This is a genomic window from Micrococcus sp. HSID17227 (assembly GCF_003989405.1).
Taxonomy (GTDB): Bacteria; Actinomycetota; Actinomycetes; order Actinomycetales; family Micrococcaceae; genus Micrococcus; species Micrococcus luteus.
In genome coordinates this window covers 1-12,342 of record NZ_RBLN01000042.1, presented here as the reverse complement: position 1 = coordinate 12,342, position 12,342 = coordinate 1, and the positions used below count along the sequence as shown (strand labels likewise).

Genomic DNA, 12,342 nt, shown 5'->3' with positions numbered 1-12,342 from the left:
CCGCGTCGGGCAGGGCGGACACGGCCGGCGCCTCAGAGGCCGGAGAGGTAGCGCCGCAGCTCGTACGGCGTGACCTCCACCCGGTAGTCGTCCCACTCCTGGCGCTTGTTGCGCAGCAGGGCGTCGAAGACGTGCTCGCCCAGAACGGATGCCACGAACTCGGACTCCTCGGCGGCGCGCAGGGCGTCGTGCAGGGTGCCGGGCAGGGGGACGTGGCCGAGCACGCGCCGCTCGTGGGTGGTCAGCGCGCTGATGTCCTCGGCGGCGGACTCGGGCAGCTCGTAGCCCTCCTCGATGCCCTTGAGCCCGGCCGCGATCAGCAGGGCGTAGGCGAGGTACGGGTTGGCCGAGGCGTCGATGCCGCGGTACTCGATGCGGGCCGAGCCGGCCTTGTCCGGCTTGTACAGGGGCACGCGCACGAGGGCGGAGCGGTTGTTGTGCCCCCACGAGGTGTACGACGGGGCCTCTCCCCCGCCCCAGAGGCGCTTGTAGGAGTTCACGAACTGGTGGGTCACCGCGGTGATCTCCACGGAGTGGCGCAGCAGGCCCGCGATGAACCGGCGGCCCGTGACGGAGAGCCGGAACTCGTCCGCGGGGTCGTAGAACGCGTTCGCGTCACCCTCGAAGAGGGAGAAGTGGGTGTGCATGCCGGAGCCCGGGTGGTGGGAGAACGGCTTGGGCATGAACGTGGCGTAGGTGCCCTGGGCGGCGGCGACCTCCTTGACGACGGTCCGGAACGTCATCACGTTGTCCGCCGTCGTGAGCGCGTCCGCCGCGCGCAGGTCGATCTCGTTCTGGCCGGGGCCGTTCTCGTGGTGGCTGAACTCGACGGAGATGCCCATCCCCTCGAGGAGGCTGACGGCGTCGCGGCGGAAGTCGGCCGCGTCGGAGCCGGGCACGTTGTCGAAGTAGCCCGCGCGGTCCACGGGCACCGGCTCCCCGTCCGGGCCGGGCTGGTCCGACTGCAGGAGGTAGAACTCGATCTCCGGGTGGGTGAAGCACGTGAAGCCCCGGTCGGCGGCCCGGTCCAGCACGCGGCGCAGCACGTGCCGCGGGTCGGCGGGGGCGGGGCGGCCGTCCGGGGTGAGCACGTCGCAGAACATCCGGGAGCTCTGTCCCTGGTCGCCGCGCCACGGCAGGATCTGGAAGGTCGAGGGGTCGGGCTGCAGCAGCATGTCCGACTCGGAGATGCGGGTGTATCCGTCGATCGAGGAGCCGTCGAAGCCCAGGCCCTCCGTGAAGGCGTTCTCCACCTCGGCCGGAGACAGGGCCACCGACTTCAGGGTGCCGATCACGTCCGTGAACCAGAGCCGGACGAACCTGACGTCCCGGTCCTCGATGGTGCGGAGCACGTAGTCCTGCTGTCGATCCATGCCGCCACTCTAGACGCGCCGCGTAGACTCCGGCCCATGTCTGCTCCCCAGTCCCCCCGGCAGCCTGACGACACCGCCCCCTACGGTCCGCCCGCCCCGTCCCGGTACCGGACGGTCCACCTGCAGCGGGCCAAGGACGAGGGCCGGCGCTTCGCGATGCTCACCACCTACGACGCGATGACGGCGGCCCTGTTCGACGAGGCCGGCGTCGAGGTGCTGCTCGTGGGCGACTCGGTGGGCAACACCATGCTGGGCCACCCGACCACCCTGCCGGTCACCCTGGACCAGATGATCCTGTTCACCCAGGCCGTGGTGCGCGGTGCCGAGCGTGCCCTCGTGGTCGCGGACCTGCCCTTCGGCTCGTACGAGGCCTCCCCGCGGCAGGCCGTCGAGTCGGCCGTCCGCCTCGTGAAGGAGTCCGGCGCGCACGCCGTCAAGGTGGAGGGCGACGAGCGCTTCGCCGAGCACGTGGCCGCGATGACGGCCGCCGGCGTCGCGGTCATGGCCCACATCGGCTTCACCCCGCAGTCCGAGCACGTGCTCGGCGGCTACCGGGTGCAGGGCCGCGGCGCGGGGGCGGCCGAGCGGATGACCGTGTCGGCCCAGGCCCTCGAGGCCGCGGGGGCGTTCGCCGTCCTGATGGAGATGGTCCCCTCGGACGTCGCCGCCGCCGTCGACGCCGCACTGCGGGTGCCCACCGTGGGCATCGGCGCGGGCCCGGGCACCACGGGCCAGGTGCTCGTGTGGCAGGACATGCTCGGTCTACGCGAGGGACGGGTGCCCCGGTTCGTCCGTCAGTACGCCCGCCTGCACGAGGTCGTGGGTGAGGCGGTCCGGGCCTATCGCGCGGACGTGCTCGACGGCGCGTTCCCGGCCCCGGAGCACGGCTTCGAGGGCTGAACCCGCCCCCTGAGACGACCGGGCCCCCGTCCCGAGGGACGGGGGCCCGGTGTCGTCCGGTGCCGCGGTCAGGAGGCGTCGTCGACGGGACGGCTGTCCCAGTCGTCGTCGCGCGCGTCCTCGGCGTCGGCGGCCTCGTTGTTCGCCCGCACGCGGTCCATCGCGGCCTGGGCCTCCTCACGGGTGCCGAACGGGCCCAGCAGCTGGGACCAGTCCGACTGGGCGCCCACCTCCACCTGATGCGTGTTGACGTTGTACCAGAACTCGCTCGTCTCGGTCATGGGGGCCACAGTAGCCGGGCCGATAGGCTGGAGGACATGTCCCAGCGTCAGAACCCCGCCGCCCCGTCCAGCCACAACGGTCCCCGCCCCGCGGGCCCCACCGCACCGGAGCCCGGGTCGCTCGCCCCCGTCGGCACTCTGACGCCCGGGGCCCCGTCCCCCGCCCCGCCCGTGCCGGCCGCGATCCCGCGCCCCGAGTACGTCGGCAGGGCCACCCCGGACGAGGGCAACGCCTCGGACGTCTACGACGCCACCGGCGTCGAGCGGATCCGCGCCGCCGGCCGCCTGGCCGCGCAGGCCATGGAGCACACCGCCGCCCACATCCGCCCGGGCGTCACCACGGACGAGCTGGACCGGATCGCGCACGCCTTCCTCGTGGAGCGCGGCGCCTACCCGTCCTGCCTGGGCTACCGCGGCTTCCCGCGGTCCATCTGCACCTCGATCAACGAGGTCATCTGCCACGGCATCCCGGACGGCACCGTCCTGGAGGACGGGGACATCGTCAACCTGGACATCACCGCGTACCTGGACGGCGTCCACGGGGACCACAACCGCACCTACCTGGTCGGCGACGTGGACGAGGAGTCCCGGCTGCTCGTCGAGCGCACCGAGGAGGCCCTGCGCCGCGGCATCCGCGCCGTGAAGCCCGGCCGTCAGGTCAACGTGATCGGCCGCGCCATCGAGTCCTACGCCAAGCGCTTCGGCTACGGCGTGGTGCGCGACTTCATCGGCCACGGCGTGGGCGTGGACTTCCACTCCGGCCTCGTGATCCCCCACTACGACGCGGCCCCGGCCCACGACCGCCTGCTCGTGCCCGGCATGGTGTTCACCATCGAGCCGATGCTCACCCTCGGCACGATCGAGTGGGACCAGTGGGACGACGGCTGGACCGTGGTGACCCGCGACCGCCGTCGCACCGCGCAGTTCGAGCACACGATCGTGGTCACGGACGACGGCGCGGAGATTCTCACGCTGCCGTGACCCGGCACTAAGCTGGGGGCCGTGACGACGCACACCAGCACCGCCCAGCGCTCCTCCAAGTACCCCACGACGATCGGCATCGACGTCGGGGGGACCGGCATGAAGGGCGGCCTGGTCCGCCTCGGGTCGGGGCCGAAGGCCGGCACCCTGCGCGGGGACCGCTTCCGCATCCCCACGCCGCAGCCGGCCATGCCCGAGCCCGTGGCGGCGACCCTGGCGGCCATCACCGCCGAGCTCGACGGGCGCGAGAAGGCGCCGAAGCCCTCCGCCCCGCTGGGCGTGTGCTTCCCCTCGATCGTCAAGGACGGGGTGTGCCTGTCCGCGAACAACATCGACCACTCGTGGATCGGCACCGATCTGCGCGGCACGTTCGAGGAGCACCTGCGCCGCCCCGTGACCGTGGTCAACGACGCCGACGCGGCCGGCCTCGCGGAGGCCCGCTACGGGGCCGGGCGGGGCGTGCGCGGCCTGGTGCACGTGATCACGCTCGGCACCGGCATCGGCGGCGCGATGATCCACGACGGCGTGCTCGTCCCGAACTTCGAGGTCGGATCCCTGGAGCTCGACGGCGTGATGGCCGAGTCGCGGGCCTCCGCGAAGGCCCGGGAGCGCGATCAGCTCAGCTGGGCCGAGTACGCCGAGCGACTGCAGCGCTTCTTCTCCCACGTGGAGCGGATCTTCTCGCCCGACCTGTTCATCGTCGGCGGCGGCATCTCCAAGCGGCCGGACGACTACCTGCCGCTGCTGCGCCTGCGCACCCCGATCGTCCCGGCCCAGCTGCAGAACAACGCGGGCATCGTGGGCGCCGCCCTGGCCGCGCACGGCTCGCTCGCCGACGGCAACTGAGGGCGCAGACACCGAGGGCGGTTCCGGCTTCCCCTCCGGAACCGCCCTCGGCAGTCTTGCCGGGCCGACCGAGGTCGACCCGGGGATCACTGTAGCGCCTGGAGGCCGTGCGCACCACTGCAGCGTCGATCCCGGCCGCGCCGTCGCATCGGCCCAGGTCAGCGGGTGAACAGCCGCGGCTGCACGGCGGGACGGCCGCGGTCGTCCCCGTCACCGGCCCGGAGCTCCGCGATGGCCTCCTCGAAGTCGTCGAGGGACTCGAAGTCCCGGTAGACGGAGGCGAAGCGCAGGAAGGCCACCTGGTCGAGACGGCGCAGCGGATCGAGGATGGCCAGGCCGACGTCGTGGGCGTCCACCTCGGCGTTGCCCGTGGCACGGACCGTCTCCTCGACCTCCTGGGCGAGCATGGCCAGGTCGTCGCTCGTCACCGGCCGCCCCTGGCACGCCTTCCGGACGCCGTTGATCACCTTGGAGCGGTCGAACGGCTCCGCCACCCCGGAGCGCTTGACGACGGTCAGGGCGGTGGTCTCCATGGTGGTGAACCGCTTCCCGCAGGCCTGACACTGCCGACGCCGACGGATGGCGGAGCCGTCGTCGAGGGAGCGCGAGTCGACCACGCGCGAGTCCTCATGACGGCAGAACGGGCAGTGCATCAGCTCTCTCCTCCTGGGCGGGGCACTCCCATGCTACGTCCGCTCAGCCGAGGCAGGCCGGACCCAGCAGGATCTTGAGGTCCCCGAACAGCGCCGGGTTCGGGCTCACCCGGAACTGCGGGCCCAGCTGGAACTCCTGCGTGGCACGCTGGCCCACCAGGGACAGCCGCACCTCCGAGGAGCCCTCGTGGGTGCGCAGCACGTCCGCCAGCTGGCCCATGACCTGCTCCGTGGCCTTGAACGCGGGCAGCGTGATCCGCACGGGGCCGCCGGGGCCGTCCGAGAGCTCCGGGATGGTCAGCTCCATCGCCGACAGGGACACCGACCCGTCGTCCCGGCGCTGCACCCTGCCCTTGACGGCGACGACGAGGTCCTCGGCCAGCATCATCGCGATGGGCGCGTACACCTGGCCGAAGAACATGACGTCCATCGAGCCGCCGAGGTCCTCGATCTCGCAGCGCGCGTACGCGTTGCCCGAGGACTTGGCGATGCGGCGCTCGAGCGTGGTGACCAGGCCCGCGATGGTGACGATCGCGCCGTCCGCGGGCCCGTCGTCGTCGAGCACGCGGGTGATCTGGACGTCGGCGTGCTGGGCCAGGACGCCGTCGAGGCCCTGCAGCGGATGGTCGGACACGTACAGGCCCAGCATCTCGCGCTCGAACGCGAGCTTCTCCTTCTTGGCCCACTCCGGCAGGTCCGGGACGGCGACGCCGTCCGCGGCGTCGGAGTCGTCCTCGTCGCCGCCGCCGAGCGCGAACAGGTCGAAGGTGAACTCGCCGTGATCCTCCTTGCGCTTCTGCGCCACGGTGGCGTCCACGGCCTCCTCGTGCACGGCCAGCAGGGCGCGGCGGGCGTAGCCGAGGGAGTCGAAGGCGCCGGCCTTGATCATGGACTCGATGGTGCGCTTGTTGCACACCACGAGCGGCACCTTCGCCAGGAAGTCGCCGAAGCCCGTGTACGAGCCCTTGTCCTCGCGCGCCTGGACCATGCCCTTGACCACGTTGGCGCCCACGTTGCGGACGGCGCCCATGCCGAAGCGGATGTCCCGGCCGACGGGGGTGAAGGTCAGGTGGGACTCGTTCACGTCCGGGGGCAGCACCGTGATGCCCATGTGGCGGCACTCGTTGAGGTACATGGCCAGCTTGTCCTTGTCGTCGCCCACCGAGGTGAGCAGCGCCGCCATGTACTCCGCCGGGTAGTGCGCCTTGAGGTAGGCCGTCCAGTAGGAGACCAGGCCGTAGGCGGCCGAGTGCGCCTTGTTGAACGCGTAGTCCGAGAAGGGCAGCAGGATGTCCCACAGGGCCTTCACCGCGGCCTCCGAGTAGCCGCGGTCCAGCATGCCCTGGTGGAACGCCTCGTACTGCTTGTCCAGCTCCGACTTCTTCTTCTTGCCCATCGCGCGGCGCAGGATGTCGGCCTGGCCGAGCGAGTAGCCCGCCACCTTCTGGGCGATCGCCATGACCTGCTCCTGATACACGATCAGGCCGTAGGTGGTGTCCAGGATCTCCCGCAGCGGCTCCTCCAGCTCCGGGTGGATCGGGGTGATCTCCTGCTGCCCGTTCTTGCGCAGCGCGTAGTTGGTGTGCGAGTTCGCGCCCATGGGGCCGGGGCGGTACAGGGCGATGGTCGCCGAGATGTCCTCGAAGTTGTCCGGGCGCATCATCTTCAGCAGCGAGCGCATGGGGCCGCCGTCGAGCTGGAACACGCCGAGGGTGTCGCCGCGGGCCAGCAGCTCGTAGGCCGCCGGGTCGTCCACGTCGAGGGTCTCCAGGTCCAGGTCCACGCCCTGGTTCGCCTTCACGTTCTCGAGCGCGTCCGAGATGATCGTGAGGTTGCGCAGCCCCAGGAAGTCCATCTTGATCAGGCCCAGGGACTCCGCCATCGGGTAGTCGAACTGGGTGATGACCTGGCCGTCCTGGAGACGACGCATGATCGGGATGACGTCGATCACCGGCACCGAGGACATGATCACGCCGGCCGCGTGCACGCCCCACTGCCGCTTCAGACCCTCGAGACCCTTGGCGGTCTCGAAGACCTCCTTCGCCACCGGGTCCGTGGCGATCAGCTCGCGGAAGGGCGCGGCCTCCCCGTAGCGCGGGGCCGCGGGGTCCTCGATGTCCTTGAGCGGGATGTCCTTGGCCATCACCGCCGGCGGCAGCGCCTTGGTGAGGGACTCGCCCATCGAGAACGGCTGGTCCATCACGCGGGCCGAGTCCTTCAGGGCCTGCTTGGTCTTGATGGTGCCGTACGTGACGATCATGGTGACGCGCTCGTCGCCGTACTTGCGGGTGACGTAGTCGATCACCTCGGAGCGACGGCGGTCGTCGAAGTCGACGTCGAAGTCGGGCATGGACACGCGGTCCGGGTTGAGGAACCGCTCGAAGATCAGCCCGTGCTTGAGCGGGTCCAGGTCCGTGATGCGCAGCGCGTACGCCACCATCGATCCGGCGCCCGAGCCACGGCCCGGGCCCACCCGGATGCCGTTCTCCTTGGCCCAGTTGATGAAGTCGGCCACGACGAGGAAGTACCCGGGGAAGCCCATCGAGATGATGACGTCCAGCTCGTAGTCCGCCTGCTTGCGCACGTGGTCCGGCACGCCGTCCGGGTAGCGGTAGGCCAGACCGGAGGCGACCTCCTTGATGAGCCAGCTGGTCTCGTCCTCGCCCTCCGGCGTGGGGAAGACCGGCATGTAGTTGGCCTTCGTGTCGAACTCGACCTCGCACCGCTCGGCGATGAGCAGCGTGTTGTCGCAGGCCTCGGGCAGCTCCGCGAAGAGCTCGCGCATCTGCCGCGGGGACTTCAGGTAGTACTCGGTGCCGGAGAACGCGAAGCGGGAGCCGCCCTGGTCGTAGCTGGGCTCGTTGAGCTTCGAGCCCGACTGCAGGGCCAGCAGCGCCTCGTGCGCCTTGGCGTCGTGCTCGTGGGTGTAGTGCAGGTCGTTCGTGGCCACGAACGGCAGGCCCAGGTCCTTGGCGAGCCGGCGCAGGTCCGTCATCACCCGGCGCTCGATGTCGAGGCCGTGGTGCATGATCTCGCAGTAGTAGTTGTCCTTGCCGAAGATGTCCCGGAAGTCCGAGGCCGCCTGCATCGCCTCCCGGTACTGGCCCAGGCGCAGGCGCGTCTGCACCTCGCCGGAGGGGCAGCCCGTGGTGGCGATCAGGCCCTTCGAGTACTGGCTCAGCAGCTCCCGGTCCAGCCGCGGCCACTTGGCGTACACCGAGTCCAGCGAGGCGATCGAGCCCATCCGGAACAGGTTGTGCATCCCCTCGGTGGTCTCGCTCAGCAGCGTCATGTGCGTGTACGCACCGCCGCCGGACACGTCGTCCCCCCGCTGGTGGGGCTCGCCCCAGCGGGTCTTCTCCTTGTCCGTGCGGTGCTGATGCCCGGGGGCCACGTAGGCCTCGAGCCCGATGATCGGCTTGACGCCCGCCGCCTTCGCCTTGGACCAGAAGTCGTAGGCGCCGAAGAGGTAGCCGTGGTCCGTGATGGCCAGCGAGTCCATGCCCAGCCGCTGAGCCTCGGCGAACAGGTCGTCCAGCTTCGCGGCGCCGTCGAGCATGGAGTACTCGGTGTGCGTGTGCAGGTGGACGAAGCCGCCGTCCTTCACGGCGTCGGCGCGGGCGTCGGCGGACACGGTCATGCGGGGTGGGCCTTTCGACGGGGAGGACAGCGGGGCCGCACCAGCCTACTCGTGGTGCCCGGGCGGCGGGGCCGGACCGGGACGGGGGTCACGTCGACGGTGCAGGCTCAGTCCTCGTCGCCGCGCAGCGCCGCCAGGGCGTGGGCGAGGTCCTCCGGATACGGGGAGGTGATCGTCACCGGCTCCCCCGTGACCGGGTGCGGGAACGCCAGCCGGTGGGCGTGCAGCCACTGGCGGGTCAGCCCGAGCTCGGCCGCCAGGCGCGGATCCGCCCCGTACGTGAGGTCGCCGACGCACGGGTGGCGCAGCGCCGAGGTGTGCACGCGGATCTGGTGGGTGCGCCCGGTCTCCAGGTGGACCTCGAGCAGGGTGGCCCGGCCGAACACCTCGAGCGTCTCGTAGTGGGTCACGGACGGCCGGCCGTCCTCGAGCACCGCGAACTTCCAGTGATGGCCGGGATGCCGCCCGATGGGCGCGTCCACGGTGCCGCTCAGCGGGTCCGGGATGCCCTGGACCACGGCGTGGTAGACCTTCTCCGGCACGCGCTCGCGGAACTGGTCCTTCATGGCCGTGTAGGCGCGCTCGGTCTTGGCCACGACCATGACCCCGGTGGTGCCGACGTCGAGCCGGTGCACGATCCCCTGGCGCTCGGGGGCGCCCGAGGTGGTGATGTCGTAGCCGAGGGCGGCCAGGGCGCCCACCACGGTGGGCCCGACCCAGCCGGGCGAGGGGTGTGCGGCCACGCCGGTGGGCTTGTCCACGGCCACCAGGTCCTCGTCCTCGTACAGGATGCTCAGCGCGTCCACGCGCTCTGCCCTCACTTCCAGGGGGTCGGGGTCGTCGGGGACGTCGACGGCGAGGGTCTCCCCCGCCACGGCCTTCGCGGACTTGGCCAGGACGCGGTCCCGGCGGCCGGAGCGCGACTCGGCCCGCACCAGGCCCCGGGTGAACCAGTCCGCCAGCAGCGAGCGGGAGACGCCGAACGCGTCGGCGAGCACCGCGTCGACCCGCCGGCCCGCCTCGGCCTCGGTGACCTCGAGCCGCTCGGTCAGTCCCGGTCTCATGCCCATGTCCTCACGCCTCCCGTGTGCCGTCCAGGCGGCGGCCGGTCATCACGAGCAGGGCGACGCCGATGACGGAGCAGACGATGAACGAGTCCGCCACGTTGAAGATCGCGAAGTGCGGCACGGAGATCATGTCGACCACGTGGCCGCGCCCGAACGCCGGGGGCCGGAACAGCCGGTCCGTGAGGTTGCCGAGCACGCCGCCGGCGAGCCCGCCCAACGCCAGGGCCCACGGCGTCGAGCGCACGCGGGCGATCCCGACGAGGGCGGCCACCGCCACCACGGCTTGGATGACGGTGAACACCCAGGTGTGGTCCTCGCCGATGGAGAAGGCCGCGCCCGGGTTCAGGATGTAGTGCCAGCGCAGCACCCCGGGGATCACCGTGACGGAGTCCCCCAGCTGCATCGTGCTCTCGACCGCGTACTTGGTCAGCTGGTCGAGGGCGTAGGCCAGCACCGCCACGATGAGGGCGGTGAGCACGGCTCGCCGGCCCGCGCGAGGGGATCGCGGGGCCGGCGCGGCGTCGACGGCACGACTCACGCCGTGGGCGTGGGGGGCTCGACGCGCTTCTGGGCGCGGATCTCCCGCAGCTGGCCCTCGATGTAGGAGGTGAGGCGGCTGCGGTAGTCGGTCTCGAAGCTGCGCAGCTGTTCGACCTCGCCCTCCAGACCGGCCTTCTCCTCGGCCAGGGCCTCGAGGGTGCGGGCCTTCTGCTCCTCGGCGTCGCTGACGAGCCGGGCCGCGGTGGCCTCGGCCTCGGCCACGAGCTCGGTGCTGCGCTGCTCGCCCGCGGCGACGTGCTCGTCGTGCAGCCGCTGGGCCATGGCCAGGACGCCGGCGGCGGAGGTCGCGGCCGCGTCGGCGGACTCGGGGGCGGCGGCCGGGGCCGCCTCCTCGACGGAGGCCGGCGTCGCGGCGGCCTGCGGGGTGTCCGCAGCGGGGCCGGCGGCCGGGGCGGCGCCGCCGGCGCGCAGCTCCGCGTTCTCGGACTCGAGCTGCTCGTTGAGGGCGATCAGGCGCTTGAACTCCGCCACGATCTCGTCGAGGAAGTCATCCACCTCGGTCTGGTCGTAGCCCTCGCGGAACTTCGTGGGCTGGAACTGCTTGTTGACCACGTCTTCCCAGGACAGCGCCATGGAACCGTCTCGCTCTCTGCTCGGTGCTCGGGGACGGCCGGGCGGCCCGGCGCGTCGACGGCCGGCGCGCCGGTGAGGGGCGGCGCCGATCCTGCCGCGAAGACTACCACCGGGGCCGACAGCCGCCCCGGGCCGCGGGTCAGGCCACGCCGGCCAGGCTCAGCACCAGGACCCGCAGCAGGACGACGCCGAGGAACACGATGAGGAAGGCCACGTCCAGGCCGATGCCGCCCAGGTTCACCGGCGGCACGGCACGACGCACGGGGCGCAGCAACGGGTCGGTGGCCCCGTACACGCCGCTGGCCAGCACGAGGGCCGCCCCGGTGGGGCGCCAGTGGCGGGCGAACGACTGCGTGACGTCCAGGACGATCCGCACGGTCAGCGCCGCGAGCACCACCGTCAGGGCGAGGTAGGCGAGGGCGAGGAGCAGCTGCATGGGCGCCTCAGTCGCCGTCGAACGGGGAGTCGACCGCGCCGGACTCGCCCTGCTCGGCGCCGACGACGTCCACGGTGGCCGGGGTCAGCAGGAACACCTTGCTGGTGATGCGGGAGATCGAGCCGTGCAGGCCGAAGACGAGGCCGGCCGCGAAGTCCACGAGGCGCTTGGCCTCGTTCTCACCGAGGTCGGTCACGTTCATGATCACGGGGACGCCGGAGCGGAAGGCCTCGCCGATCGCCTTCGCGTCGTTGTAGGAGCGGGGGTGGACGGTGGACAGGGTGTGCACGGAGGCTCCTTCGGCAGACGACGCTGCGGCTCGCTTGATGGGGGTCACCGGGGCCCGGTAGCCCGGGTCGACCGGCTCGGGACGCGCCGGACGCCGGGGTTCGACGGGTTCGGCCGCGGTGGAGCCGGACGGGATCACGGGCTCCGGCCGCTCGGCCGGCTCGGGATCGCGGACCGCAGCGGGGCGGACGGCCTCCATGTGGGGGTCGGTGTCCGGCTCCGCGGGGCGTCGCGCCTCGACGACCTCGTGTCGGGTCGCGGCCTCCCGCTCGGTGGCACGGGGCTGCTCGTCGTACTCGTCGCCGTCGGCCAGGCCGAGGTAGATCATCGTCTTCTTCAGGGCACCAGCCATGAGTCTTCCTTCACCACGTCCTCCGGCCCCGGGGGCCGCCGTCGTTCGTCGTCGGTGCGCATGCGTCCGCACGGTCCTGTCGCGTCCCGCCGGGACGCGCGGGGTCAACGTTAGCCCACCGCGTCCCGGGCCCCCAGAACGTCGGAGCCGATGCGCACCTGTGTCGCCCCTGCGCGCACGGCCGCCTCGAGGTCCGCGCTCATCCCCATGGACAGCGCGGTGGCCTCCGGATGCGTCTGCCGCACGCGCCCGCCGAGAGCGGCGAGCCGGCGGAACGCGTCCTCCGGGTCCAGGCCGCGCGGTGCCACGCACATCAGCCCGCCCAGCCGCACGCCCGCACGCATGGAGGGGCGTCGGGTGGGGAAAGGTGTGACTCGCACGTGTCTCTGTC

13 protein-coding genes are annotated in these 12,342 nt (G+C 71.8%); 3 read left to right on the top strand and 10 right to left on the bottom strand.

The window, feature by feature from the left end:
• Positions 1-32 precede the first annotated feature (32 nt).
• Complete coding sequence (locus tag D8M29_RS04180; RefSeq protein ID WP_044659515.1) at positions 33-1,373, bottom strand: glutamine synthetase family protein; 1,341 nt, start codon at positions 1,371-1,373, stop codon at positions 33-35.
• A 36-nt stretch (positions 1,374-1,409) separates the two neighbouring features.
• Between D8M29_RS04180 and panB the strand changes: the two genes are divergently transcribed.
• The gene (panB, locus tag D8M29_RS04175; protein WP_044659514.1) at positions 1,410-2,273 is read left to right on the top strand and encodes a 3-methyl-2-oxobutanoate hydroxymethyltransferase; all 864 of its coding nucleotides are present in this window, start codon (positions 1,410-1,412) and stop codon (positions 2,271-2,273) included.
• A 68-nt stretch (positions 2,274-2,341) separates the two neighbouring features.
• On the opposite strand, the gene D8M29_RS04170 is transcribed toward panB, so the two are convergent.
• Positions 2,342-2,554, bottom strand: a complete 213-nt coding sequence (locus tag D8M29_RS04170) for an SPOR domain-containing protein (RefSeq protein ID WP_036340724.1) — start codon at positions 2,552-2,554, stop codon at positions 2,342-2,344.
• Between the two features lie 36 nt (positions 2,555-2,590).
• On the opposite strand from D8M29_RS04170, the gene map reads away from it, so the two are divergent.
• Both map and ppgK read left to right on the top strand, forming a co-directional pair.
• A complete protein-coding gene (gene map, locus D8M29_RS04165; RefSeq protein ID WP_127435149.1) occupies positions 2,591-3,535 on the top strand; it encodes a type I methionyl aminopeptidase in 945 nt (314 codons plus the stop codon).
• Positions 3,536-3,556: 21 nt separating this feature from the next.
• A complete protein-coding gene (gene ppgK, locus D8M29_RS04160) occupies positions 3,557-4,381 on the top strand; it encodes a polyphosphate--glucose phosphotransferase (RefSeq protein ID WP_049146942.1) in 825 nt (274 codons plus the stop codon).
• 158 nt (positions 4,382-4,539) lie between these two features.
• Here ppgK and nrdR read toward each other — a convergent pair whose 3' ends face one another.
• The 8 genes from nrdR to D8M29_RS04120 all read right to left on the bottom strand — a co-directional run bounded on the left by nrdR (position 4,540) and on the right by D8M29_RS04120 (position 12,295).
• Complete coding sequence (nrdR, locus tag D8M29_RS04155; protein WP_002855838.1) at positions 4,540-5,034, bottom strand: transcriptional regulator NrdR; 495 nt, start codon at positions 5,032-5,034, stop codon at positions 4,540-4,542.
• A 43-nt stretch (positions 5,035-5,077) separates the two neighbouring features.
• Positions 5,078-8,674, bottom strand: a complete 3,597-nt coding sequence (gene dnaE / locus D8M29_RS04150; protein ID WP_044659512.1) for a DNA polymerase III subunit alpha — start codon at positions 8,672-8,674, stop codon at positions 5,078-5,080.
• Positions 8,675-8,781: 107 nt separating this feature from the next.
• Entirely contained in the window at positions 8,782-9,744 is a 963-nt protein-coding gene (locus D8M29_RS04145; RefSeq protein ID WP_082067607.1) for an RluA family pseudouridine synthase, read from the bottom strand.
• 4 nt (positions 9,745-9,748) lie between these two features.
• Entirely contained in the window at positions 9,749-10,219 is a 471-nt protein-coding gene (gene lspA / locus D8M29_RS04140) for a signal peptidase II (RefSeq protein WP_115166288.1), read from the bottom strand.
• A 56-nt stretch (positions 10,220-10,275) separates the two neighbouring features.
• Positions 10,276-10,875: a DivIVA domain-containing protein gene (locus D8M29_RS04135; protein ID WP_073116553.1), complete on the bottom strand. Its 600-nt coding sequence runs from the start codon at positions 10,873-10,875 to the stop codon at positions 10,276-10,278.
• Between the two features lie 139 nt (positions 10,876-11,014).
• Positions 11,015-11,311 (bottom strand): YggT family protein, encoded by a 297-nt coding sequence (locus D8M29_RS04130; protein ID WP_049146938.1) that lies wholly within the window; start codon positions 11,309-11,311, stop codon positions 11,015-11,017.
• Positions 11,312-11,318: 7 nt separating this feature from the next.
• Positions 11,319-11,951 (bottom strand): cell division protein SepF, encoded by a 633-nt coding sequence (gene sepF, locus D8M29_RS04125; protein WP_127435625.1) that lies wholly within the window; start codon positions 11,949-11,951, stop codon positions 11,319-11,321.
• A 110-nt stretch (positions 11,952-12,061) separates the two neighbouring features.
• A complete protein-coding gene (locus D8M29_RS04120; RefSeq protein WP_305034214.1) occupies positions 12,062-12,295 on the bottom strand; it encodes a hypothetical protein in 234 nt (77 codons plus the stop codon).
• Positions 12,296-12,342: the final 47 nt, after the last annotated feature.

Bases quoted from the DNA above. Each gene is read 5' to 3' on its own strand.
- D8M29_RS04180 (WP_044659515.1), bottom strand. From the start codon at position 1,373: ATGGATCGACAGCAGGACTACGTGCTCCGCACCATCGAGGACCGGGAC.
- panB (WP_044659514.1), top strand. From the start codon at position 1,410: ATGTCTGCTCCCCAGTCCCCCCGGCAGCCTGACGACACCGCCCCCTAC.
- D8M29_RS04170 (WP_036340724.1), bottom strand. From the start codon at position 2,554: ATGACCGAGACGAGCGAGTTCTGGTACAACGTCAACACGCATCAGGTG.
- map (WP_127435149.1), top strand. From the start codon at position 2,591: ATGTCCCAGCGTCAGAACCCCGCCGCCCCGTCCAGCCACAACGGTCCC.
- nrdR (WP_002855838.1), bottom strand. From the start codon at position 5,034: ATGCACTGCCCGTTCTGCCGTCATGAGGACTCGCGCGTGGTCGACTCG.
- dnaE (WP_044659512.1), bottom strand. From the start codon at position 8,674: ATGACCGTGTCCGCCGACGCCCGCGCCGACGCCGTGAAGGACGGCGGC.
- D8M29_RS04145 (WP_082067607.1), bottom strand. From the start codon at position 9,744: ATGGGCATGAGACCGGGACTGACCGAGCGGCTCGAGGTCACCGAGGCC.
- D8M29_RS04135 (WP_073116553.1), bottom strand. From the start codon at position 10,875: ATGGCGCTGTCCTGGGAAGACGTGGTCAACAAGCAGTTCCAGCCCACG.
- D8M29_RS04130 (WP_049146938.1), bottom strand. From the start codon at position 11,311: ATGCAGCTGCTCCTCGCCCTCGCCTACCTCGCCCTGACGGTGGTGCTC.
- sepF (WP_127435625.1), bottom strand. From the start codon at position 11,951: ATGGCTGGTGCCCTGAAGAAGACGATGATCTACCTCGGCCTGGCCGAC.
- D8M29_RS04120 (WP_305034214.1), bottom strand. From the start codon at position 12,295: ATGCGTGCGGGCGTGCGGCTGGGCGGGCTGATGTGCGTGGCACCGCGC.